The sequence below is a fragment of the Tamlana sp. 2_MG-2023 genome, assembly GCF_030548465.1.
GTDB lineage: Bacteria > Bacteroidota > Bacteroidia > Flavobacteriales > Flavobacteriaceae > Pseudotamlana.
In genome coordinates, this window is sequence record NZ_JAUOSF010000015.1 from 1 (window position 1) to 25686 (window position 25686).

25 protein-coding genes and 1 tRNA gene are annotated in these 25686 nt (G+C 33.3%); 15 read left to right on the plus strand and 11 right to left on the minus strand.

Annotated features, from left to right (window positions below; translation table 11 throughout):
- Positions 1–199: 199 nt before the first annotated feature.
- Positions 200–284, minus strand: a tRNA-Leu gene (locus tag Q4566_RS15545).
- Between the two features lie 169 nt (positions 285–453).
- Between Q4566_RS15545 and Q4566_RS15550 the strand changes: the two genes are divergently transcribed.
- The 7 genes from Q4566_RS15550 to Q4566_RS15580 all read left to right on the plus strand — a co-directional run bounded on the left by Q4566_RS15550 (position 454) and on the right by Q4566_RS15580 (position 9698).
- On the plus strand, positions 454–1668 hold the full coding sequence (locus Q4566_RS15550) for a site-specific integrase (RefSeq protein ID WP_303423211.1): 1215 nt from the start codon (positions 454–456) through the stop codon (positions 1666–1668).
- A 251-nt stretch (positions 1669–1919) separates the two neighbouring features.
- Positions 1920–2759 (plus strand): RteC domain-containing protein, encoded by an 840-nt coding sequence (locus tag Q4566_RS15555; protein ID WP_303423212.1) that lies wholly within the window; start codon positions 1920–1922, stop codon positions 2757–2759.
- Positions 2760–3032: 273 nt separating this feature from the next.
- Positions 3033–3314 carry a helix-turn-helix domain-containing protein gene (locus Q4566_RS15560; RefSeq protein ID WP_303423213.1) on the plus strand — a complete coding sequence of 94 codons (282 nt, stop codon included), beginning with the start codon at positions 3033–3035 and terminating at the stop codon, positions 3312–3314.
- A 6-nt stretch (positions 3315–3320) separates the two neighbouring features.
- Positions 3321–4001 (plus strand): hypothetical protein, encoded by a 681-nt coding sequence (locus tag Q4566_RS15565; protein WP_303423214.1) that lies wholly within the window; start codon positions 3321–3323, stop codon positions 3999–4001.
- Positions 3985–4641, plus strand: coding sequence for an ATPase (locus tag Q4566_RS15570; protein WP_303423216.1), 657 nt, complete (start codon positions 3985–3987; stop codon positions 4639–4641). The genes Q4566_RS15565 and Q4566_RS15570 overlap by 17 nt, the downstream gene beginning before the upstream one ends.
- A gap of 40 nt (positions 4642–4681) precedes the next feature.
- Complete coding sequence (locus Q4566_RS15575; protein WP_303423218.1) at positions 4682–5800, plus strand: hypothetical protein; 1119 nt, start codon at positions 4682–4684, stop codon at positions 5798–5800.
- A gap of 145 nt (positions 5801–5945) precedes the next feature.
- Complete coding sequence (locus Q4566_RS15580; RefSeq protein ID WP_303423219.1) at positions 5946–9698, plus strand: hypothetical protein; 3753 nt, start codon at positions 5946–5948, stop codon at positions 9696–9698.
- Positions 9699–9813: 115 nt separating this feature from the next.
- On the opposite strand, the gene Q4566_RS15585 is transcribed toward Q4566_RS15580, so the two are convergent.
- Positions 9814–10470, minus strand: a complete 657-nt coding sequence (locus Q4566_RS15585; protein WP_303423221.1) for an N-acetylmuramoyl-L-alanine amidase — start codon at positions 10468–10470, stop codon at positions 9814–9816.
- A 198-nt stretch (positions 10471–10668) separates the two neighbouring features.
- Between Q4566_RS15585 and Q4566_RS15590 the strand changes: the two genes are divergently transcribed.
- The 8 genes from Q4566_RS15590 to Q4566_RS15625 all read left to right on the plus strand — a co-directional run bounded on the left by Q4566_RS15590 (position 10669) and on the right by Q4566_RS15625 (position 17574).
- Positions 10669–10956: a hypothetical protein gene (locus tag Q4566_RS15590; protein WP_303423223.1), complete on the plus strand. Its 288-nt coding sequence runs from the start codon at positions 10669–10671 to the stop codon at positions 10954–10956.
- Positions 10957–10976: 20 nt separating this feature from the next.
- On the plus strand, positions 10977–11261 hold the full coding sequence (locus Q4566_RS15595; protein WP_303423225.1) for a hypothetical protein: 285 nt from the start codon (positions 10977–10979) through the stop codon (positions 11259–11261).
- Positions 11248–13650, plus strand: coding sequence for a TraG family conjugative transposon ATPase (locus tag Q4566_RS15600; protein ID WP_303423227.1), 2403 nt, complete (start codon positions 11248–11250; stop codon positions 13648–13650). Before Q4566_RS15595 ends, Q4566_RS15600 begins: the two co-directional genes overlap by 14 nt.
- Before the next feature lie 4 nt (positions 13651–13654).
- Complete coding sequence (locus Q4566_RS15605; RefSeq protein ID WP_303423229.1) at positions 13655–14275, plus strand: conjugal transfer protein; 621 nt, start codon at positions 13655–13657, stop codon at positions 14273–14275.
- Between the two features lie 2 nt (positions 14276–14277).
- On the plus strand, positions 14278–15120 hold the full coding sequence (locus Q4566_RS15610; protein WP_303423231.1) for a hypothetical protein: 843 nt from the start codon (positions 14278–14280) through the stop codon (positions 15118–15120).
- 11 nt (positions 15121–15131) lie between these two features.
- A complete protein-coding gene (locus Q4566_RS15615) occupies positions 15132–15746 on the plus strand; it encodes a conjugal transfer protein TraK (RefSeq protein WP_303423233.1) in 615 nt (204 codons plus the stop codon).
- A 74-nt stretch (positions 15747–15820) separates the two neighbouring features.
- Positions 15821–16747 carry a conjugative transposon protein TraM gene (gene traM / locus Q4566_RS15620; protein WP_303423235.1) on the plus strand — a complete coding sequence of 309 codons (927 nt, stop codon included), beginning with the start codon at positions 15821–15823 and terminating at the stop codon, positions 16745–16747.
- The gene (locus Q4566_RS15625) at positions 16744–17574 is read left to right on the plus strand and encodes a DUF4138 domain-containing protein (RefSeq protein ID WP_303423237.1); all 831 of its coding nucleotides are present in this window, start codon (positions 16744–16746) and stop codon (positions 17572–17574) included. The genes traM and Q4566_RS15625 overlap by 4 nt, the downstream gene beginning before the upstream one ends.
- Before the next feature lie 60 nt (positions 17575–17634).
- Here the strand turns inward: Q4566_RS15625 and Q4566_RS15630 are convergent, their stop codons facing one another.
- The 9 genes from Q4566_RS15630 to Q4566_RS15670 all read right to left on the minus strand — a co-directional run bounded on the left by Q4566_RS15630 (position 17635) and on the right by Q4566_RS15670 (position 25684).
- Entirely contained in the window at positions 17635–19230 is a 1596-nt protein-coding gene (locus Q4566_RS15630) for a type IV secretory system conjugative DNA transfer family protein (RefSeq protein WP_303423239.1), read from the minus strand.
- Between the two features lies 1 nt (position 19231).
- Positions 19232–20260, minus strand: coding sequence for a MobB family relaxase (gene mobB / locus Q4566_RS15635; RefSeq protein ID WP_303423241.1), 1029 nt, complete (start codon positions 20258–20260; stop codon positions 19232–19234).
- A gap of 4 nt (positions 20261–20264) precedes the next feature.
- Entirely contained in the window at positions 20265–20657 is a 393-nt protein-coding gene (locus tag Q4566_RS15640) for a BfmA/BtgA family mobilization protein (protein ID WP_303423244.1), read from the minus strand.
- A gap of 389 nt (positions 20658–21046) precedes the next feature.
- Positions 21047–21244, minus strand: a complete 198-nt coding sequence (locus Q4566_RS15645) for a hypothetical protein (protein WP_303423245.1) — start codon at positions 21242–21244, stop codon at positions 21047–21049.
- A gap of 11 nt (positions 21245–21255) precedes the next feature.
- A complete protein-coding gene (locus Q4566_RS15650; protein WP_303423247.1) occupies positions 21256–21636 on the minus strand; it encodes a DUF6876 family protein in 381 nt (126 codons plus the stop codon).
- A gap of 78 nt (positions 21637–21714) precedes the next feature.
- Positions 21715–22071 carry a single-stranded DNA-binding protein gene (locus Q4566_RS15655; RefSeq protein WP_303423249.1) on the minus strand — a complete coding sequence of 119 codons (357 nt, stop codon included), beginning with the start codon at positions 22069–22071 and terminating at the stop codon, positions 21715–21717.
- 821 nt (positions 22072–22892) lie between these two features.
- Positions 22893–24848: a heavy metal translocating P-type ATPase gene (locus Q4566_RS15660; protein WP_303423251.1), complete on the minus strand. Its 1956-nt coding sequence runs from the start codon at positions 24846–24848 to the stop codon at positions 22893–22895.
- Positions 24849–25205, minus strand: coding sequence for an STAS/SEC14 domain-containing protein (locus Q4566_RS15665; protein ID WP_303423253.1), 357 nt, complete (start codon positions 25203–25205; stop codon positions 24849–24851). It abuts the gene before it with no gap.
- Between the two features lie 65 nt (positions 25206–25270).
- A complete protein-coding gene (locus Q4566_RS15670; RefSeq protein ID WP_303423255.1) occupies positions 25271–25684 on the minus strand; it encodes a Fur family transcriptional regulator in 414 nt (137 codons plus the stop codon).
- Positions 25685–25686: the final 2 nt, after the last annotated feature.

Sequence of the window (25686 nt, forward strand, 5' to 3'; positions counted from 1 at the left end):
GTGTGAAAAACGTAGAATTCTTTCTTTTTAGATTAACTACAATTTTTGCATAAACACAACTTTTAGGAATGATCCGTATATATATTGAATATTTTAAATAAACGAATTTTAAAAAAGTGTATACAAAAACAGAAGTATATAAAATCAAAAAAGCCTCAATACTTAAGAGTATCAAGGCTTTGTTTTCCTAAAGTTGTGCGGGCGGGGAGACTCGAACTCCCACACCTCGCGGCACTAGATCCTAAGTCTAGCGTATATTGCACCAAACAAACACAAACACCCTTATTTTCAATAGGTTAAGTGTTTTTCATTTTTTTTAAAGTCATATAAAATCATATGATATCAATATTTGTTGTACCTATGTTGTACCTAAACGCAAATTATATTTTGTATATTTACAATATTACATAATTAAATGATATCCTGATTTGACTTTCGCTAAACAAGTCAACGATGTCAGTAAGTGCAAAAATAGTTTTACGCAAAAAGCCCAATTCTAGAGGGCTATATCCGCTTGCAATTCGAATTACTAAAAATCGACGTTCAACTTATAAACTTATCGGTCATTACATCGATTTAGAATATTGGGATTCAAAAAATTCTGAAGTTAAAAAATCTCATCCAAATTCTCAAAGTCTAAATAATCTACTGACCTCCAAACTATCTGAAATAAGAAAAGGTATTATTGCTCTCCAAACGAACAATAAAGATGCTTCTGCAAATCAAATTAAGAACGAGATTTACAAGCCCACTTCCAACCTTACGTTTTTTGATTACGCGGATGAACACCTTGAGGCGTTAAAATCTGAAGGAAAAATGAATCGACTTTCTACGGATTCAGCATGGCTTAGCTACATAAAGAAATACTACAAAGTAAAACATCTAACTTTTCAAGAAATTGACGAGCGGTTTCTTATGAAATTTAAAATATTTTTAAAAGGCAATTGTTCACTTACCGAAACTACAACTATGAATATAATGGTATTTATTCGACTGTTATACAATAAAGCTATTATGGATAATATTGTTAGCAAGGAACTATATCCCTTTGGCCCAGGAAAATTCAAAATAAAATTTCCAGAAACCATCAAAATTGGATTATCAGAAAAGGAAATAAAAGTTATCGAGAGCTTAGACAATTTATCCGATATAGAGAGTCATTCGTTAAATGTTTGGCTCTATAGTTTTTACTTTGCAGGAATGAGAGTTTCCGATGTTCTGAAAACAAGATGGTCACAAATTTACGATGGTAGACTACATTACAGAATGGGTAAAAACTCCAAATTGCTTTCTCTCAAAATACCTTTAAAAATTGACAAAATCTTACAGGAATATATTTGCAATAGAAACAATGATAATGATTTCATATTTCCAGAACTAAAAAAAGCTAACCTCGACGATCCAAAAGACCTGTACAATAAAATAAAAACTGCTAATAAAAAATTCAATAAAAACCTTAAAACTATTGCTCTAAAAGCTGGAATTAAAAAAAAGTTGACCATGCATATTGCTCGACACACATTTGGTCATATTTCAGAAGATAAAATCCCCCTTAGAGCTCTACAAAAACTATACAGACACTCTTCTATCACTACAACAATAAATTACCAATCAAATTTTATACATAAAGCTGCCGATGATGCTTTAGAAGAGGTCATTAACTTTTAAAAGTAACACTAAATGCTTGACAAGATTGATTTTACACTTTTACAGACAAAGACTCCATAGTAAAAACACCTCTTCACACCTATAGAAATTTGAAATACAAAAAAAATAGATTTTTTTTCCTACAAAACGATTTAAGGCACATTTATTGGTATTAAATTCTTACAAGCCTAGGTGTCCGATAAATTTAGTTTTTCTCTCCAATTTAAGCGCACTTAAGCTTGGTCTTAATTATTTTTAATCCATTTAAGTGCATGAAATTAAATTTTCTATCAGATGAACTCATCATAAAATTAAAGGAACTTGAAAACGATTCCTCAGATATTATTAACACCTCTACCCGCGCATTGGTAATGTGTCGTAGCTTACTGAAAACGTTTAGAAAACACATAATCGAAAACGGATTTGAATCTACTCAAGATGAAATTCAGTTTTTTAAACACACCAAGCAGCCATCCTTAACAAATCTTATTTATTACTGTGAACTGCGTTCTTTTGAAATGAAATTTCCAAAAGCTAACGATGATGCCCAAAAGAAATATATCAAAAAGAAAATCAACAAGCTTAACAAGTTTTTTCTCTATAACATGGAATTTGTGCAGTATATAAAATCTAATAGTATACATTTTGATGAACAATACTTCACCAGAGCGTATTTTGATAGCTGTTTACCTATAACATCCTCAAAACTTTATTTCCAAGATCCCGAGTTCAATACCGCTAGAAGTGTACTTCTAGCTAAATATAGAGCTTACAATAGCTTTACGATATATCTAAAAAACAGGCTTAATGATAAAAACAAGCCTACAACTCTTCATTCAAACCCTATAAATAATAATACGAACTTACAGTGGACTTCGAGCAAAACAGCCCTTACAGAACTTATATATGCCCTTCACCAAAGTAGAGCAATAAATAATGGCAATGTTGATATTAAAGAAATTGCTATGCTCTTTCAAAAGACATTGCATTTTGACATTGGTGATTTTTACAAAACATTTTCTGAAATAAAATCACGAAAAATTAGCCGAACAAAGTTTCTGGATGACCTTTCTACTGGGTTAATTTCTCATATGAATAATTCCGACGAATAACACCCCTTCATACCCGTACTCGGTGCTCCTCCTGTTTTTAATAATTCTTTATTGAAAACAGGATTTTTTTTCGTAAAAAGTATATCTGTGGTGACCAAAACACGCTAAAAACCTTCAAATCTTATACTGTTAAATTTTAACCGTATACGGTCTAACTTGTGAATAAACCTCCTCAATACTATTCAAATTTGTAGAACGAAAGTTAAATCAGAATAAGCACTACCATTCTGTTTGAGAATAAAATGATAGTGCTTTTCAAAAAACAATTTAAGCATGGCAGCATCAATTATTACAACAGAAGATCTTAGAGATTTTAAACTTGAATTAATCGAGGATATTAATAAACTTTTACACAAACAATCTCAAGGTAGGCTCAAGAAATATTTAAAATCCTCAGACCTCATGGACTTACTTCAGATAAGCCCTGGTACACTTCAGAACCTTCGTGTAAACGGTACAATTCCCTATACTAAAGTAGGTGGAATTATATTCTATGAGGCGGATGAAATACATAAAGTTATGGACGCCAATCGTATCCATCATAATTCAAAATAGAGATGTATGAATTATATAAGACATCTTAATGGCGCTTTTGACAAATTCTATGCTGACAAAAGATTAAACACATCTCATATCAGCCTATACATGGCCTTGTTTCAGTTTTGGAATTTGAATCGTTTTCCAGAAGAGTTTTACATAGACAGACAAGAAGTGATGAGGCTCGCAAAAATTGGTTCTTTAACCACCTACCACAATTGCATCAAACATTTGAACAAATGGAAGTATATAAAATATATGCCCTCCCATAATCCATATAAGGGCAGTAAAATTAAGATGTTCAATTTCGGCACAAGCTCTAAACAAGTTGTAAACGAGTATGAGACAAGCAGCAAACAAGCGGCAAACAACTTCAAAACAAGTACTGAACAAGCATTAGTATGTAATACAAACATTAATAAACATATAGAAAACATTAATAAAACTAAGCTACCAAAAAATGAATTTGAAGTTATTGATTTTTTTAAAAAGAAAAAATGGCCTGTTCATGAAGCCAAAAAATTCTACAATCATTATCAAGGGATAGGCTGGAAAATTGGTGGCAAAATAAAAATTGAAGAATGGGAAGCTACAGCGAGCAATTGGATTCTTAAAGCGAAGGAGTTTGAAACAAAAGATGCTGCTTCTCAAAAAAAAGACAACCTGAGAACCACAAAAAACAAAGATTATGGTCAACCCTTGTAAAATAGTTGAAGGCAACATAGAATATGCCATTGGCTCGTTTGATGGCAAAGCGATCATGTACGATTTTGAAAAAATCCTAGACTATCTTGATGCTAAAGGAAAAATACTCTTTGGAACGAGTTTTAGAATCTACAAAGAAGACCATCCCATCATTTTAAAACTCTGCCATTATTTTATAAAAGATAAGGAAAACTGCGATAAAAATGACATTGATCCCGACAAAGGCATTTTACTCTCTGGCCCCGTAGGATGCGGAAAAACAAGTTTGATGTTACTTCTAAAATTTATTGTTCCGCTACAAAAACCATACACCCTCATTCCTTCTAGGAATATTGTGTTTGGTTTTAACCACATTGGCTATAAAACCATCGAGGATTTTGGGAGTAAACAGTTTTTTTGTTTCGATGATTTAGGTGTGGAACCCATTGGAAGGCACTACGGGAAGGATTGTAATGTCATGGGAGAAATTCTACTCTCACGCTACGAGCTTTTTATAAACCACCGCATAAAAACACACGCCACTACCAACCTGAATGCTCAAGAATTAGAAGATTTATATGGTAATAGAGTCCGAAGTCGTATGCGGAAACTATTCAACCTCATAGCATTTGACGCAGATACTGGAGATAAACGAAAATAACAGACCTCATCTTACTAAAACATAATAAAAATCAAACATTATGAAAATAGCAACTTTCAACACCCAGAATTTATTCCATAGAGATAAAAGTCTTTTAGAAAAACCTTTCCGAAAGAATCTCACAGACTGGATCAATGAACTTGATACTTTAATGCTTCAGGCTTCAAAATCGCTAAGTCAACAAGATCGGATCAAAGAATTATCCTTTCTCATTGGTTTTGAAAAACCAAGCCCCCGCCCCTATGCTGTTTTACGCCGGAAAGCTGGATTTCTTTACATGAAAGGGTTAAGTCACTCTCTAGAGAATAAGGCAGGTGATATAACCAACTGGAATGGTTGGATTGAACTTCAAACCGTTCCAATTCATCCTAAATCTACCGATCATAAAGCAAAAGTTATTGCAGATGTAAATCCAGATATCCTACTACTACAAGAGATTGAAGATAGAGCTTCTTTCGAAGATTTCAACCAACTCATACTTCCAAAATACGACTGTAAACCGTACACACAATCCTTTGTAGTTCAAGGTAATGACATGAATAGTCTAGAAATGGGAATAGCTTTTCGACAAGGCTATGATCTAGAAGCCATTAGAACGCATAGCATCAATGAAACCATTAATGATGCTGGCAAAAACTTGATTGAATATGAAATTAGAACGCCTTCAAATGAAAAAATTTGGTTGCTTAATGTGTACTTATGTAAAACTAAAAAGGATCACAATAAATCCCATGAAACTAGAAAGTACCAAGTTCAAAAAATAGCTGAAGTGTACCAGGAACTCATCGCTGAAGGCAAAACGAATATCATTATTGCTGGTACATTTAACACGCCATCCTATTGCGATTCATTAGCTCCATTATTACAAAATACAGACCTTAAGGATATCACAAAACATTTGTCTTTTGAAGTCGATACAGACCAAGGAACTGATGCTTCTTACTTTAGACTAGGCGGTTATCGTATGGGCGTAAATATCAAACAAAAAGATTATATGCTCTTCTCTCCTCCACTTTTCAAAAAAATGAAAGACAGTGGTTTAAATCGTAAAGCCATGTGGCCAGAAAAAAAATCACAATGGTCAATTTATAATTCGGTTTCTAAGAAAAATATGGCTGCCAGTCAGCATCCTTTGATTTGGGGAAAGGTTGAAATATAAAACACAAATTATGGAAAACCTCAGTAAAATATATCGGTATTTTACTACCTTGTAAACTACTAAACCAAACATATATTTTTATAAAAGTTAATGGATTTTCATTAGCTTTTTTTATTAAAAATTTCTTTGTAAAATACCTTTTAGCATGTCAGGAAGACTACAATTAATAGAACAAAAATTATTAGCTATTGATGGCGCAGAATTTCAAAATTTATGTGACACCTATTTGTCTTTAAGAGAAGACGAATACTCTAGCTTTAATAGAAGTGGTAGTCAATTAGGAAAGCAAAAAACCATTGTAGGCACTCCAGATACTTTCCTAAGACTTTCTAATAACAAATTAGCTTATGTCGAATTTACAACACAGGCAACTTCATTAGTTTCAAAAGTCACAGATGATATTGATAAATGTTTGGATGAATCTAAGACAGGAGTTAACCCTAAAATGATTCATAAAATTATTATTTGCTACAATGGTAGGCTTTCTGTTGAGGAAGAAACTAAGATTCAAGAATATGTTCAGAATAAAAGACTTTCGTTAGACCTTATAGGTATAGATACTCTCGCTTTAGAAATAATATCTAAATACTTATTGCTTGCTAGAGAATATCTTGGTATTGCTCTCGACACAGGACAGATTTTACCTTTTGGTAAATTTATTTCAGAGTATAATAATAAGGCGAATCAGCTATCTACTCCAATAGACAATATATTTTTTCATAGAAATACAGAGTTGGAACAAATTAATAGCATTCTATCTTCTAAAGATTTAGTTATTTTATCAGGTGTTCCTGGCGTAGGTAAAACCAAAATTGGATTAGAGACTATTCAAAAATTTAAAAAAGAGAATCCTACTTTTGAATCTTATGTCATTGCAAAAAAAGATATAGATATTTTTGAAGATTTAAAGATTCAATTAAGACCAAACAAAAACTACATATTACTTATTGATGACGCAAATAGGCAACTTCCTAACTTGAGACAAATTTTTGGAATCTTCAAAGAAAATAGAACAGGCAAATTAAAACTGGTTATTACAGTCAGAAACTATGCGTTAGTTGATATCAGAAGTTGCAGTATTGAATTTGTTTCAGAAACAATAGAAATACCAAAATTCACGGATGATGAAATTATTGATATTCTAAAAAGTGATTCATTTGGTATTATAAACCATAAGTATCAAAAGAAAATTGTAGAAATTGCTGATGGAAATCCGAGGTTAGCAATTATGGGTGCTCGTGTAGCTTTAGAAAAACAAACTGATTTTTTATTTGGCGATGTTTCCGATTTATTTGAAACTTATTTCTCAAGTTTCTCAATGGATTTTAATTTATTTGAAAAGCCAGAACTACTGAAAGCTCTAGGCCTAGTTTCTTTTTTCTTTACAATCGAAAGGGAGAATAAAGAATCAGTACAAAAGCTACTTTCAATTTTTGAAATAGATTACTATAACTTCAATGAAGCTATAGAAGAACTTCACAAAAGAGAATTAGTAGACGTCCAGTATAATCATATCCGCATATCTGAACAGGTAATGGCTACTTACTTTTTTTATGTAGTGTTCATAAGAGATAATTATTTGTCTTTCGAAAAGCTTTTATTTAACTATTTTGATAGTCATAAATTTTCGTTCAAAGAGGCTCTATATCCGTCTGGTAATTCTTTTGGATATAAAAACGTATTTACTAAAATCAATCCTGTGTTTGATAAATACACGAGCGCAATTAAAGGTGATGAAAATAAGTTTTTAAACTTTCTAGATTTATTTTGGTTTACGAGACAAGATGAAACACTGACCTACTTCTTATCTCGAATCAATGCTATTCCTGAACCGGAAAACCCAACTTATGACACACATTATGAAATGAATGATTTTGTTTATAGTAAAGAGCAAGTTATTGATTACTTATCAAGATTTTTTAGACAACAAACAGAATCATTTATTCCAGCACTCAAACTTGGTTTTGAGTTTATAAGAAAAAGCCCTAAAAACCTTCCTGAATTTATTCGAAGAATAAGAGAAAGTCTAATATTTGATGAGCCAGATGAGAGGTATGAATACCAAAGACAGGCAGATTTTATACAGTTATTAAAAGACAATATTATAGCGCAAGAAGAACATTACTCTATTGCATTCTTTGCCATAGCAGAGACTTTTTTAAAACATTCAAACCAAATGACAAAAGGAAACAAAAACCATTCCTTTTCAATATATCAATATCCACTTCCAGCGACCAAACACATAAAAGAAATAAGAACAAATATTTGGGAAGTTCTATTTTCTATGATTAATGACTATAGAAGTCACGTAATAACTACAATTCAAAAATTTAAACCTGATTTTAGAGAACGTAACCCAGAACTTTTAGACTTCGACTTAACAATATTAATACCTTTTATAAAAGAGAACTTTTCTCCAAACTCGTTCAAGGAAACTTTCGTGGTAAATAGCTTGATTTCATCTTTACAAAGAGAAAAAGAAATTACTAATAAATCCTATCTAGAGTTAAAACCAATATTTAACACAAAAGAATATCAAGATTATAGAAAACTAGACTGGAATAGATTCCGAGATAAAGAAGAATTTGAATATGACTGGCAAGATTATGAGAAAGTGAAGACTGCAGAACTAAAGAAAAACTTTATGTTTAATTCCGAACAAGAGTTTGATTCTTTCTTAACTACAATAGATAATATCCAAAGTGTCGAAAAAAGCAACCATTCGCAAATTGAAAACTCATTAGAAATTATCTTGCCTGAAAATTTTATTCAAAAAAATAAACTTGGTCTTTCTTTGCTAGAGGCTTACTTAAAAAAGAACTATGATATTAGGGCCTTGCATAAAACAATTTCAACTATTGTAAATCATTCTAAAGCTTCTTCTTTAAAATTATGGAAATTATTAGATTCTTGGGATAATAAAAATTGCATCTTTTGGAAACTCAATTTTTTAGCGAGGTTACCAAATGAATATGTAAATGATGGTTATTATAATAGACTCATTGAAACTATAGAGTCTATAAATAGTTTTGCTTACCTATATCTCGATCAATATGTTAAGTATTCGAATAAACCTAGAAATGCCGTCAAAGAGGTGATGTGCATCGTTCATAATAAGAATAAAACAGAATCAAGTAAAATTAGATTATCTGAATATCCTTTTAAAGATGGGTTAGAATTACTTGAAAATGATTATTTGTTGATAAAAGAGTCTTATTTTCAACAATTTGCATTGAAAAAATCTTCAGCCTCGTTTGATTATCAGCTGAAAGGATTTGCTAATATTTATAAAAAGCATCAAGAATTTTTATTTGACTTTTTCTCATACTTCTTTTCATTTAACAAATTACACGGTGATGATAAAAATATAGATATTTCATTCATTTGGGATTATCCAGATAGAACAAACGAAATCGTAAAAGTAATTGATTATCTAATGGATAACGACTTCTACTTAGGTCTTGGAGGTCACTCTGTATCTATCCTTTTTAATGATTTAGATCAAATACAACTGCAAACAGCTTTTGCATTTATAAAAGAATTAATCAAAAAGAATGTGACTAACAGAAATTACATTGAGGTGATTTTTGATGTAATTCGAACAAATTTGCAAGCAAAACATGATGAATTGTTCTTATATTTTTTAAGTCTTAATAATGATGTTGAATTTTTTAAAACTGTAGATTGGGTTGGTAATCCTGGAGTACTAATGGGTGACGTTATTTGGGGAGAATTACACGCTAAAAGATGGGAAAAAGTATTGGATATATTAAACACATCAAATGAGCAATTAAGATATATTCCAATAAAAAGTTTTCTAAAAAAACGAATTCAGTCCGAGTATAATCGTGCCGATGGAGAAAGAATGAGAAATTTCATTAGACCAGATAGAATGTGATTTTATTTCTACTAAGACTGCTTTAACCAAACTAAAACCATTTCACCAACACCTTTTATCAACTCCAGCAAACACTTCATTATCGAGGTACCTAGCTCTATCATTACTCCAAAATTTAAGATAACTCTAAAAATTTAAAAATAGATTGAAGGATTGCCATGGCTATTGCAATTTGGGCATCTTCCTTGGTTAAATAATTAGCTTCATCGGTCTGAGATAAAAACCCAAGTTCTAGGAGAATACTTGCGCTACTCTGATGGTTATCTCGTAGAACTTGAAAATTACCATATTTTATACCTCGGTTTTTAATTCCAAGTACACCCGACAGCTTCTTTTGAATGGTATACCCCAAATAAGCTGATTTTTTACCGTGGACTTCACTTTTTGGTAGAATATACACTTCAGTTCCTGAAGCGTTATGATTTAAAGCTTGATTACAGTGTATAGAAATAAATATATCTGCTTTGAGTTGTTTTGAGAGTTTCGCTCTATCGCCAAGAGCAATTAAAGTATCAGAATATCGCGTTAGAAATAATTCTAAGGAACTATCGAAAAGCATTTTATTAAGGATTACCATATTTTCTGCGACCCCTAAGGCTATATCTTTTTCCTTAATACCAGTTCTAGTTGTTGCTCCTGGATCCTTTCCTCCGTGTCCTGGGTCTATGACCACAATCGGTCTACGTTTTTGGTCATCACCCATCTGTGCATTAGAAAAATTACAAAAAGCCATACAAAACAGTAGTAGTGTCATTTGATTTAATGTGTTCATAATTATCGTTTTAGAATACACAATATTCAAACAATCCATCACTTCCTTAATAATCTTCAAAAGTTTAACAGCCTTTGTAGTTAAAATTTAGAGATTCCCGGGGTACATCTTCATTTCATAATAAATTCCATAAAAGTCTTAACAGTCGGCGTAGTCATGCCTACTGCATGGCAACTAAACCATTTAAATCTATTCATTATGAAAAAATCAATTTTTGCCTTACCCTTATTCTTGCTAACCACAGCAACGAGCTTTGCTCAAATTGGTGGTATTGAAGATTCTGTAAATGATGTTTCAGATACCATTAGAACCATTTTTCCAATCATTTTAGGTGTTATCTTTCTTATTGGATTCCTCTTTAATGCAGGCCATTTCTTTGGTGAAAACGCAGATCTCAAAAAAGGTATTACCCGTGTATTAGTCTTTGTGCTTATCGCAGGTGCGGTAGTTGGGATATTCACTTACTTAATAAGTATCGTAGTCTAACACCTTCAAAGAATAATTTAATGAGAAAATTTGAAGTCTATAAAAACATCAGGAAACGGGCAGTCATTTTCGGATTGCCTATATCCCTATTTGCATTAATGATGGTTTCTGTTTTGGCTTCATTATTAATTATCATTTTCTCATTCAGTTTTGGAATGATCATTAGCCTACTCGTTTTCAATGCCACATTGTATGTTGTCTTAACCCGGATAAACAATAACCCACAGCTTTTTCAAATAGCAAAAGCATTCCCTAGAATTATTAGTAACAAAAGAAATTCAAGTTTCAATTATGAAGAAGATTAACCTTTCAGCGTATCAACCTATTGTAGATATTCAAGACCACATGGTATTTGCTAATAATGGCAATGTCGTTTTGTGCTATGAAGGGCATCTACCAGAAATCTATTCGTTATCCGAAAAAGATTTTGAAGATATGCATGGAGCCTGGTTTCAAGCTTTAAAATCATTGCCAATTGGAACAGTGGTTCATAAACAAGACATCTACCTTAAGAAATCCTATACCTCTGAAAAGCTTCCGAACACTACTTTTTTAGAAAAAGCCACGCACGAGCATTTTAAAGGACGTGCACATATTGAACATAAATGCTATTTATTCTTTATTCTAACAAAAAACAAAGCGCTCAACAATCCGAAATACGTGAATCCATTCCGTAAAATTTCAAAAGGCATTGTTCAAGAATTAGACGATACTATCAAAAGCTTCGCCAACTCGGTGAGCGACTCCATTTCCTTTATAAACAATAGCCGAAAAATGGCATTTCTTCCCCTGCAATCGGATGCCATTCTAAAACTCACTAGTGCTTATTTCAATGGTTTCAATGAAGGCTTTGACACTGATATTCTATTGGATAAGAAAAATATCAATATCGGCGAAAACCATTTTGATGCCTTAGCGATCAACAGTGAATTATGCTTTGGTGAAAATGTACAAAGTAGCAAAACCAATGAAAAGTTTACTTCAGATGATTTTGTGTTTCACCAGGGTTTTATAGACGGACTAGGACTTACTCTTAATGAGAACCATATTGTGAACCAGATTCTTTATTTAGATGACAAACAAAAGTGGCGTAAGCTACTGGATAAAAAGATTGAGGAACTTAATAAAAGTTCCAATTTTGGTTCTCAGAACAAAGTGGTTCTTGGTAAAATTCAGCACATCCTTGACCAAATCAATGCGGATGATAATTCACGTATTATTCGAGGTCATCTCAATATTGTGTATTGGTCAAAGGAAATCAAAGCCTTAGATAAAATTACCTCTAAGATAAAAACAGAATTCAAGGAATTGGATATCATTCCTTACTATCCACGAGGCGAAGAACGTAAAAACTACATTCTGAACAGTTACTGTTGTTTTGCTTCCAATTTTTCTAATAATGATTTGTACGTCACCGACTTAAAACACGCTCTTTGTCTTTTTATCAATAACACAAATTACCAATCAGACACAACCGGTATCATCTTTAATGATAGAGAACATAACATCCCCGTATTAAAGGATGTGTGGGATAAAAAAAAGAAGCGCATCAAGGCTCGAAACTTTGCCATATTTGCGCCTACGGGAGAAGGGAAATCATTTTTAGCGAACAACATTTTACGTCAATATTTTGAAAGCGGTGTTAGACTCGTCATTATTGATTTGGGAGGTTCTTATACCAAATTCGCCAAGCTCTACCCTGAAAAGTATACCGTACTTCGATACGAAAGCGGAAAAAACTTAGGCATCAATCCTTTTTTCATCAGTAATAAAAAAGATTTAACTCCTGAACGCTTAGAAGATTTATCGGTATTCCTTTTTGAATTATTTGCTTCTGACATGAAAGTCACTAAAGCACAATCGGTATCCATAAAGAAGATACTACGTCATTATTACGAGAACACCCCCGATAAGCATTCTTTAGAAGGCTTTTACAACTATATAGAAAGGCAACAGAAAGATATTCTGAAAACCCTAAAAATCCATCCTGACTACTTTAATGTTACAAGCTTTTTGCATGTCATGTCTGAGTATGTTGGCGATGGTCTATATAGTTTTCTGTTTGAAGTCAGTGAAGATCAAACCTATAAAATTGAAGATAAAAGATTAATTGTTTTTGAACTGGATGAAGTCAAAGACAATAAGGAAATCTTATCAGTCATGCTGAAACTTATAAAATCTGCTATCCAAAGAACCATTTGGAGAAACAGAGCTGAGAAAGGCATCATATTATTCGATGAATTTGCCAAGCAACTCAAATTTGAAAATGTATTAGAAAGTGTAGAATTCTACTATCAAGCCATTAGAAAACAAAATGGGGCTATTGGTATTATTCTGCAATCTATTAACCAGTTACCTAACAATTCAACATCAGCAAGCATCTTAGAAAACACCCAGGTCGTCTATAGTCTAAATAACGAAAAAGGCTATGATGAACTGGTTAAAAGACTCCATCTATCTAGCCATGATTTAAACCAATTAAAATCTATTAAAAACAACCTTTCTGGTGCTCGAAAGTACACCGAGATGTTTATCAAAATTGGAAAAGAAAGCAACATTTTCAGGCTTGAAGTTCCAAAAGAAGTATATGCCGCCTATTTAACGGACGGACAAGAAAACGAGGCCATAATGGCCCTTTATGAAAAAAGCCAAAACATGGAATTGGCTATAAAACAATTCACCTCTAAAACATAATATTATGAAACTTTTAAAAACAATTTACGCCCCCAAAAAGGATACAAATAAAGCGAGTAAAATAAAAATATTAGCGCTAGCCATCGCTTTGTTATTTAGTTTAAACACTAAAGCTCAAGGCATACCCACTTATGACAACACCAATTTTATAAGTTTAATCAAGCAATTGTTTGAATCTGCTAAACAAACATCCCAGCTTGTCAAGTCTGTAAAATTCCTAAAAGATGCTAAAGAAGCTATAGAAAAAGTCTCGAGTGTGGTACGACAACTCAAGGCTGTTGAGGAAATCACAAAGAACAACAAACGCCTAGTTAATGTCATGCAAAATGATTTACAGGAAATTTTAAACTCGCCTTATATAAAACCTGAGGAGGTCACGCAGGTTGCAGAATCCTTTGATGCTATCGTGCAAAATTCGCTAGACACGCTAGAGTATATCGATCAAATCCTCTCGAGTAATAATCTTAAAATGACAGATGGAGAACGCGCTGAAGTTCTAAAAATCAAAGAACAAGAATCTAAAGAAATGGTATCTAACATTACCATTAAAACAAAACGTTACAGAGACATCATTTCATTTAGAAAAATGCAAGACAGAGTTAATAACAGAAAAGCAACCTATTAAAAATGACCGCAATGATCCTTTTAGGCATTGGACTGGAATACATAGACACCGTTTTCCAAACCATTCAGAACAGTAGTTTCTCTCAGTACACCATTGCGGGGATGAAAACGCTTGCCGTTTTGTTCTTTCTTGTCAATATCCTAAAAAAATACAATGAAGGTATCGCTGATAAGGATGGTTATTCATGGGGTTTGAGTCCTGGTGAACTCGCAAAGAATTTTGCTGTAGTACTCTTGGTTATATTTTCAACGCAGGTGTTGGGCTTTTTCGATGGTATTTTAGTAGCTATTGAGGGACAATATCGAAATACAGCACCTGCACTCCTCCCCTTGCAATTACAAGATTTACCTCTGGAAGAGGATGTTGGATTACTAGATGCTGCTACTATGGCCATGACACTACTTTATGAAGCATTGGTTACACCGCTTTACGGATTCAAAATCATAGCCTTTATGGTAAGTACTTTTTTATGGATTCTCGATCTTTTTATCTACCCGTTATTTTTAGCTGAACGGTACTTTCTTTTAGGGATTATGCAAGCTTTCTTTCCTCTAGTCATAAGCCTAGCAGTTTTTGAAAAGTTTCGTTCCATGGCCTACACCTTTTTCAAACTGTATGCAGCGGTCTATATGCTCGTGCCTGCTTTCTTTTTGGTTAATGTATTTGTTAACGCCATTTATACTGAAATAAACACGAATTTTTGGACCAACTTATTTGGTTCAGACTATGGCGAAGGGTTCTTTGCTCCTGTTGTCCAATTGGGCTCAGTTGGTTTTATCGTGTTTCTAAAATTCAAACTATATAAACGTGCCACATCTTTTACGCTCAGATTATTCACAAGCTAATTCAACTCACCATGAAAACACCCTATAAAAACATTTATAATATTTTAAAACTGAATCGATTCATCGTTATAGCTGTCATCGTTTTAGCATTTTTATCTAGCATTTTTTCTCTTTGGATGGCATTTAAAACTAACAAAAAGGCCTTGAATAGTGCTTTTGCTATTAATACGGATGGAAGCATCATTCCATTGAAACTTGTTAGCCAAAAAGAAAATTTTACTGTTGAGGCTTTAGCGCATTTAGACCTATTTCACAATTACTTCTATAACATCGATGCTAGCAATTATGAGAAGAATCTGAAAAAGGCGCTATGGTTAGGGAATAGCTCTATAGATAACTTGTACCGCCAGAAAAAAGCAGATGGGGTATATAACAGGCTCTTGCAATTTTCCTTAGTCCAAAAAGTACTTAGCGTGGACACTAAATTAACTGAGATTAACGGTGCTTATAGTTTCACAACCACAACTGTTTTTGAAATAAACAGAGGTACAATCATAGATACTTATGAATTGGTTTCCACAGGAAACCTTATTCTGGTTGACCGGAACTTCCCTAACAATCCGCATGGACTTTTAATTACAAATTATTTCGAAAACACTTTAAAGAAAATCAATGTTGAAAACTAAAGCACCATAATGAGGATATAAACACGGCTCTTGTAAAATGGAGCTAGCTCTAATGGAAAAACCCCTATAAACTGATGAAAATAGAAAAAAACAAAATCGTATTTGGAGCTGTATTGGCCATCGTAGTCATATTCCTGATTTCATATGCCATGATGATCATGAATGATGATGAAAATGCCGATGCCAATCTAGAACAAACTTTGATTCCTGATTTAGAGGAAAACCAAAAAGAGTATGATTCCAAACTAGATGCTATTAACGATTTAAAAGAAGTGCGTGAAACGAATGCCCCTAGCATCTATGATGAAAAATTAATTGATTCTTTGGGATATTACGATCCAGGCTTACCAGAACGCGAAAAAAAGCGCATCGTAGATAGTATTTATGACTCAAGTAAAATTCAATACTCTGATAAAAAATATCAAAACTTAGGTCAAAGAAAAGCTACCAAACAACCTGTAGAAATTGATTCCGCAGAAATACGCAGGGAACTTAAAATCCAAGCCAAAGCACTAGGGATCGAACATCAGTTATTTTTTGCTGCAGCACCAAAACCAAGTGCCATTTCAGTTACTGGAAATACTGATGCCACGATTCATGTGGTTGTTGATGGCAACCAAATTGTGAGAGCAAACTCGAGACTAAGAATGCGCCTAACTGAAGCTGCGACCATCAACGGCAAACGCATTAAAAAGAATACTCCCGTGTTTGGCTTTATCAGTTTCCAAGCCAATCGTGCATTAATTGAAATTGTAAACATCAACCATCATCCCACTAAACTTAAGGCTTTTGATTTGCAGGATGGTAGTGAAGGGATTTATGTTGAAACTAATATCAGATCGGAAGTTACAACCGAAGTTATAGATGATGTGATTAGCGATATCAATATTCCATCAGTGCCACAAGTTGGTGGTGTTACAAAAGTTTTCAGGAGCAGTAATCGGAATGTAAAAGTGACCATTTTAAACAATTATGAACTTATTTTAAAACCTAAATTATGAAATCAATACTTGCTATATTATTGATGTTTAGCTTCTCTTTAATGAAAGCTCAAACAACAGAGATTCTTGATACTATCTATGCCAACGACACCAAAAATGTTTCGCTGTTTTTTCCGGAACCTATCCGTCAAGGTATCACAGGATCCGAAAATTTTGTATTCACCTACAATCGTGAAAAAGAACAATATTTCGGCTTACTGCAAGCCAAACCAGGAAAAGAAAGCAATCTACTTGTAATCAACAGAAATGGTTCAATTTTCTCATATATCGTGAGATATAAAGCGCAGCTTTCAAAATTCAATTATTTCATCCCCTTGTCTCATAGTATTGGAAATGAAAGACCAAAAGGAACCGAACCTATTCAAAAGGAACTAGCTAAAGACAGTATTGACAATAAGACCTTTTACTATGAAAAGTTCTGCGCCTACCTCCTTAATAAAAGGGAATACCTCGGAAGAAATACAAGTCGGTTTGATGGTGTGATATTAAGACTGGAAAATATCGTTTTTGACAAGCAAGAGCTTTACTTCGTAATTCAAATAAGAAATAACTCTACCTTAGATTACGATTTAAACTTTCTAAAATTTTCTATTGAAACCAGACAAAAAGGAAAGAAAAAGTCTGTACAGCGTTTACCTCTAGATCCTAACTTAATATACAACCTACCATCTAAAGTAGAGAAAAACGGATTCGCTAGATTTATTTACGTGATGCCAAAATTTTCAACATCCAACAACCGTAGGATGATTTTAGAATTGAATGAAAAAGATGGCGAACGCAATATTAAAATGAAAGTATCACATAAATACATCAATAATCCTAATTAGGGAAATAGTCTGACTACTTTAATGCAAAAATAGCCTCTTATAAGAACTAGAGAAGGAAAATTAATTTTTGAAAATGGACTTAACCTCCTTATAAACCCTATCAAAATTAGCTTGTAAATCATCCTCTGAATACTCCTGTGGTTTAATTGGCAATCGTCTTTCAATATTTGGCAGTTTAAATTGCACTTTTCTATCTTTTCCATCTGCAAACGTAATAAACTCACCTTCCTTTAATCTAAAAAACACATCAGCTCTAATTTTAGCTACTTCACGTTCGCCTGTAGTGATGCGTGTATCAAAATTAAGATTATGTCCGCGATTAACACTTGTAGTTTCTTGCTTCACGATTTCAAAAAAACGCTCATAGTACTTGGCTGTATCCGGGTCATTCACCTTACCAAAGAATTGATAAGACAAATTACTCAGAATAGCTTTACTGGCTTTATCTCCATACATCATATCATTCTGAATTTTGTCTTGCATCACATAAATCGTAGCGATATTATAACTGCGTAAAGTCGCCGGTATTCGGTGCATATTTAGAAGTCGAATGGTTGGAGCTTCCTCCATCATTAAAAACGAAGGATTGGCATGTCGTGTGCTCATTTGCTTGGTAATCGTGTGTACTATAGTAGCTATTATTGGTGAATATGCGGTTTCATATTTTGGATTATTTACGACTGAAATCACTGTAGGCTGTTCTTGATGATTTATATCTAATGGCACATCATCTGATGACAAAGCCATAAAAATACGCTGCGTACTTATTTTCTTTAAGGCATTAGCTAACGTACTTTTAACACCTGCAGTTTGTCGATCAGAGTCTTTACCACTAATAAAAGCATCTGCCATGGCTCTAGAGGTTACATTGGAACTTAAAAAAGTTATAAGACTGTCGGTGTCCAAAAACTGATAAATAGCGATCAGATGTGGCAATGTGCAATATTCAGGATAATTGGTTTTAAGTTTCCAGATCAGCCCGCCAATAAGCCCTTCTGCGGCATCATTAAAAAATTTAGTTGTTCCTATACTCCCCGACTCTTTTTGCTCCAACAGGTTTTCAATAAGCACTCGAGCCACCTCGTTTACGCTTTCTTCATTGTGCATATATCGCGGTGCTATCGGGTTTACTTTATCATAGATTGTATCGAATGAAATCACCTTAAAATCCATTTGATTTTTTTCAAATAATGGGAACGCCATTTCTGTCAATTCAAAATTCTTATAATCGTGAATAACACCTGGGAATTTATGTGTGCTGAAATGCTGAAGAAAATTAAATACGACACTTTCAGTTTTTCCGCTACCAGCAGAACCAATTATTGATGCGCCTCTTTTGATGTTATCTATTTTAAAACTACCATGCTTTATCTTAAATGGCACTTGGAATTTATCCTTCGCATTAAAAGTGTCATGCTCGTTATGCTGAAAAACATATAAAACTGTGTTTATTAATAAAAACGGACATCCAACAAACAGTAATGAAACATACCAGTCCCAAATAAACAAACCCATTTTATGAGCCAGAAACAAACCTAAAGAAATGACAATTAAGTTTAATAAAAATGCATAGCGCGTTAATTTATATAGAAGTGCAAAGGTCAAAGCGGTTCCATACAAAAAGATAATTGTAACTATAATGTCTTTAGTGTCCATATTAAATACCTATTGAACTCGATTTAATTGCTGCCTTAACCCCTTGTTTCAAATAGCGCATCGTTTTTAATGCTAACTGCACTTTGCTCGTTGCAATGCTCGCCATCGGAACTCCCGATTTTGCGAGTATTTTAAAAGCTAGCGCTTTCTCATTTGCTGGCAATCCTAATAATGTGCTGAAATACAACTTTGGATCTTTAATAAAATCTTTCTTGGATTTATAGGATTCCGCGTAGTTGCGTTTGTATTCAAATGTTTTATCAAATGTTGCTTCTGCTTTTGTAAAAAATGCATCTCTGTCAAAGCCACGTTTTACCATTTTACCATGCATTTCTACTTCAGAGGCTTTGTGCTTAGATCCAGGTGACAAGCTCACTGCGTTTGAAGCATCCTTCCGACTCACGATAATATGAATATGACATTGATTGCCTTCCTTTTTCATACCTTGAACAATGCGCGTCCCATTTTGTTGATGTGGTGCTTCGGCTTCCAATTTTACTATTTGAGCTCTTATTTTTTTTATATCTCCTTCCAATTGTCCCCTTTCTATTTTTCGAATGTCTTGTTTAAGCTGAAGGATTTTTGAAGCAAACGGTTGGTTTTCTCGCACCTGTTTATCTGTGCCTTTAAATTTGCGTTGGTGTTCTATTTTGGCAAAATATTTTATGTCATCAATGCTAATTGGTTTTCCGTTAATTTCTCTATTGAAGGAGTTTGCATAATCATGCATAAGCGCTCTGGTATATTTTTTTAAATCCTCTGAGCTATTTTGTAATCTCCTTAATTCAGATTGGCTTGGGCTTACGGTTATGGAATAAAATTTAGGTTCTTTCTTTTTGAGCTTTGCTGTATTCCCATCAATTTCTCTCACCACTTCTTTGGCATTAATTTCATCACCATATTGATTAAAAAAATGTTCAAAATCTTCTTGCTCGACACTTTGGTTTTCTTTTTCTAAGTAAGCCACAAAATCAGCTGAACTCTGTGAATAGTCTCCCCCTAATTTTTGAGCAGTGATTGTGATATACATAATTTTACATTTGATTGTTAGTGTCTATTTTTTCAACAAACTGAACTTTCTTTTCTTTAGAGTCTTTCTCAAGAATGAGTTTCTTTTCTTTGGGTTCAAATTCCATAAATAAAGATTGCAGCATGGCCGTTGTAGGTTTATCATGATGCTTTTCTATATCTTTTATGATGGCGATTACCGCGTTAATTCGTTTCTTAATTTCAAGCTCCAGGGTTTGCATATTTGGGCCTATCTTTTCGTGAGGTGAAATACCATTCTCTTCAAAGAAGTCTAACATCATAAGTAAAGTCATGGATTGCGATTTGGACATTTTTTTACAAAACTCCCGAAACCGGTTTGCCACCGAAACTTTAATCCCGAGCTTTTCAAAACGCTCCTTTTCATAACCTTTATCCATTTTTTCTGAAAAAATTTATTGTTTTTATTGGGTTGAGCTCTTTTTTTCTGAATAAATGCTATCCCTTTTTCAAAAACTATAGTTTACAATCGCTGTTAAGTACTGATTTCACAAGGGTTTTGTGAAAACTGAATATTGAAACATCGCGCTAGCGTGTTACCCTCTTGCTATTCCTTTTCGTCCCGATTTATCGGGACAAAAAAATACCATCACATCCAAAAATGTAATGGCTTTTTCTGCAATATGAATTGAAATTGGATTTTTTAAGAGTGTTTAAATTGAAGTTTAAAAGTATCTTTAGTAAACCGCTCTTTTTGTTGCAGAATACAAAATGGTAGGACAAAAAAAGACCTTTAAAAACTTAAAGATCCTGGATTAATAATTAGCTTTTAAATATTAAAAACAAAGTCATAAGAATACAAATTTCTTAGAGCTTCTTCTTCCAAAAGTGTATCATATTCAATATGATGTTCTTCGGCGTATCGCTTCAAATCATATCCAAATTTCTGTTCAACATCTTTTTTGGAAACCGAAACCAAACGTTGTTGAGTTTCGTTATCGAGGTTTGTGTAATTAAGATATACCATGACCAAAAAATTTAATATTCACTGGGAAGCATCAGCGTATTATTTACAAAAAACAATCGCAATTCATCCAAAGGAAAATCGGTTACATTATATCTATGTGTTTCAAAAATTTTATCATTTCCATCACTATAACTAATGATGGCTTCGCATTGCTTTTCAAACTGTTCCTTTTCAGAAAGTCGCTTAAAATCGATGGTAATAAAGGAACTTCTATTTGATAAACTTTTTGCAATTACCGATGCATCTGTAATCAACCAAAAGCATTCCGCTTCGTTGGCTAAATATTTCAATCCATCTGTAAAACGAGTTCCAATTAATGGAATCTTAAAGAACATTTCTGTACCACAAAAATGTTGCAAATTGGCTTTTATTTTGTTAACTTTATCATTCATTGTAATTCTATTTAATAAGATTAATAATGAAAAAGAGAGCGCAACTTTTCGACAGGAACGCTCTCTTTTAATTTTCAATTATTCAGTAGCGTTATCTTCACCTTTAATTCCCAAAAGCAGAATTTCATCTACTACCACTTCGGTAACATATCTCTTTTCTCCCTCTTTGGTTCCATAAGAGCGTGAGGTCAATTTTCCCTCTAGTGCTACCTCTTTTCCTTTCCCTACATATTTCTCTACGATTTCGGCAATCTTTCCCCATGCTATAATATTGTGCCATTGGGTGTTTGTCACTTTTTCGCCCTTAGAATCCTTATAAGAATCATTAGTTGCGATTGAAAATTTTGCAACTTTCTTTCCACTTTCAAGGTTTGTGATTTCTGGTTCGTTTCCTACGTTACCAATTAACTGTACTTTGTTTCTTAGAGTACTCATAATTAAAAAATTTAAAGATTAATATTTACCTATCTGAACTATTCAGAAAGGCTTTGTTATTGATTTACTTATTATATCCAGAGCGTTTTCCTTTTTTGTTTTTTTAACTTTTGTTCCGCTTCCTTTTTATTGATTTTGTAAGATTTCATAAGATTCATTTTAGATTTACTTCCCATAGAGCCGACGCTGTTACCTTCTTTTTGTTGCTTAGTGCTTTCGATATTCAGCTTTGTTTAGACATATAAAAAGTGCGAGGAACGAGCCTGGTTATGCTGTCGTTCAAAGCTGAATGTTGTTATTTTGCTGTCAAAAAAAGGTATGACGGTGTTTGATTACGGAAGTGATTCTAAAGTCGTTGTGAAATACAAAATCATAGGAAGTGGAACAAAATGCAAATACATTTTTCCTTATTTGGCGGACTTGATTCACACTTTTTACTAGGAATGAAGTGTTTCTTTCCAGAGAAGCGGAAAGGATTAACGGAATGGAAAGTCAAAAGTGTGGATTATGTCCAAGACTTTAGTTAATGAAGCTCTTTTCTCGTAATATAGCTTTTTGCGGAATGTAGAGGAATGTGCTGAATGGAATGATAAGATAATCTTCTCCTGTAAGCTGAATATTATTTTAAAGCCGAAGTCTTTTGGTGAGTGGATTTTACGAGTTTAACTTGCGTCACATATTGTATGAATAACTTCCTTTTTCAATGAAACTCTTGTTACCAGAGGAACATGAACAAAGTAAAAATCATAAATGAGATAAAAACTAAAAACCCTCACAATTGTGAGGGTTTCAATATTACCCAAATATACTTCAATAACTTTTTAATCAACCCATTTCATGCGCTGTAACCTAACCGCATTCAATATAGCCAATAAAGCCACACCTACATCAGCAAATACTGCTTCCCACATTGTAGCCAAACCACCTGCTCCCAAAATCAGAACTATTACTTTTACTGCAAATGCTAAACCAATGTTTTGCCAAACTATTTTTCGAGTGGAACGACCTATTTTGATTGCTCTGACCACTTTAGATGGTTGGTCGGTTTGAATAATAACATCTGCTGTTTCAATAGCGACATCACTACCCAATCCACCCATTGCGATTCCTACATCGCTTGCTGCTAAAACTGGTGCGTCATTAATCCCATCTCCAATAAAAGCAATCTTATTATTAGGGTTCTGTTTTAAAATTTCAACTTCATTTAATTTATCTTCTGGTAGCATACCTCCTTTGGCTTTTTCAATCCCTAATTCTCTTGCAACTTGTTGAGTAATGGAATCTTTATCTCCAGAGAGCATCATAATGTTTTTAATACCTACTTTGTGCAATGCTGTGATTGTTTCTGTTGCATCCTCTTTCAATTCGTCTGCTATCACTACATAACCTGCAAATACATTGCCTATAGATACTAGTACTATGGATTCTACAATAGATTCAGTTTCAGTTGGAACATCTATATCATTAGCAAGCATTAAGGCTTTATTTCCTACTAAAACTGTTTTACCGTTTACAACCCCTTTTAAGCCTTTACCTGCAATTTCAGCAACGTCTTTAGCTTCAAAATCTTCTCCCTCTTCCTTATACTCCATTATGGCTTTTGCGATAGGATGTGTGGATTGATCTTCCATAGCCATTAAGTACTTCATGAAATCAGATTCTTTCCAACCAATAGCCTTTACTTCTTTGATTTTAAAAACGCCTTTGGTAGCAGTTCCAGTTTTATCCATTACCAACGTGTTAATTTTGGTCATTACATCTAAAAACGAAGCTCCTTTGAACAAAATTCCATTTTTTGAAGCTGCTCCTAATCCACCGAAGTAACCCAACGGAATGGATATAACCAAAGCACAAGGACAGGATATTACCAAAAATATTAAGGCACGATACAACCAATCTCTAAACACATAATCATCTACAAAAAAGTATGGTAGAAATGTAACAGCAATAGCCAAAAACACTACGATAGGTGTATAAACTCGTGCAAATTTTCTAATGAACAATTCGGTTTTAGATTTTCGCGCTGTGGCATTCTGTACCATATCGAGAATTCGAGCAATTGAACTATCCTTAAATTCTTTTGAGGTTTCAATTTCTATAACAGCTTTCATATTAATACTGCCTGCAAATACTTTTTCACCTTTTGCAATCGTATCAGGTTTGCTTTCGCCAGTCAAAGCCGCTGTGTTAAATGAACCTTTTTCGGAAAGTAGAATACCATCCAAGGGAACTTTTTCTCCCACGCGTACTTGAACTTTTTCTCCAATTTCAACCATTTCTGGACTTACAGAAGTATAATCATCATTGCGATATACTAAAGCCTCATTTGGCCTCACGTCGAGCAATGCCTTAATGTTAGATTTCGCTCTGTTGACTGCTGCGTTTTGAAATAATTCGCCAACTGCATAAAACAACATTACTGCAACTCCTTCAGGATATTCGCCAATAGTAAATGCCCCAATTGTGGCTATCGACATCAAGAAAAACTCTGTGAAAACGTCGCCTTTTTTGATACTCTCCCAACCTTCTTTTATAACAGGGAATCCTACTGGCAAATACGCTAAACCATACCATGAAATTCGTAACCAATCTTTAAAAAACCCAACATCAAAATAATCAAAAGCAATGCCAATAATTAGCATTGAGAAACTAATTATGGCAGATATATATGCTTTAAAACTATTGGGTTGACCACTATGATCGTGACCATCATCGTGACTGTGTACTTTTTCAGTATTTGGTTTTATATTTCTTAAATTCAGTTTCTTTTTTTTCATCTATTTTAATATCCAAGTTTTTGCCTGTTCTTTATCCTTTAAATCAAAGTATTTCACTTCTGAACTTGTAAAAAAGTCAGTAATTTTTGCTGCAAACTCCTGCCATTTTTTTTCACCTACAAAAGCCATCTTCCCATAATCGGAAATGTGTGCGCTATCTACCTTTATATCCTCCCAAAATCCTTTTAAGGTATAACCTGTAAAATCTTCCATTTCAAAATAAAAATCAACTTTTTTACCTTTTTCAATAATGTTATGGATAAGTGGATGTATCTTTTCCACATTACTCTTTGATATTTTACCGCTAATTTTAGCTGATATTAAATTGTCTTTTTCTGAATTAATTAATTGTATCATCGTTTGTGTATTTTAATTTATTTAACCTAAAATACTGACAAATAAAGTGCAATGGAAGTGCATTTTTAACTACTACACTTATCACAAATACCTTTTACAACCAAGTTGACGTTTTCAGACACAAAACCATTTGGTACTTTTATTTGAGGTATTTTATGGTCTGTTAAGCAAATTGTTTCTTTACAATTATTACAATGAAAGTGTAAATGCAAATCAGTTTTTATATCGCAATTACAACCTTGTTCACATAACGCATATTTTGTAATCCCAGTACCATCATCTATTTGATGGACAATCGCTTTATCCTCAAAAGTTTTCATAGTTCTGTATAGTGTAGTTCTATCCGATTTTGCAAACGCATTTTCTATGTCACTTAAAGTAACAGCCACATCTTTTTCTGCAAGAAACTTATAAATTAACATACGCATTGCCGTAACACGTATGTTTTTTGACTCTAATACCTGTTCTATTGTTTCCATAA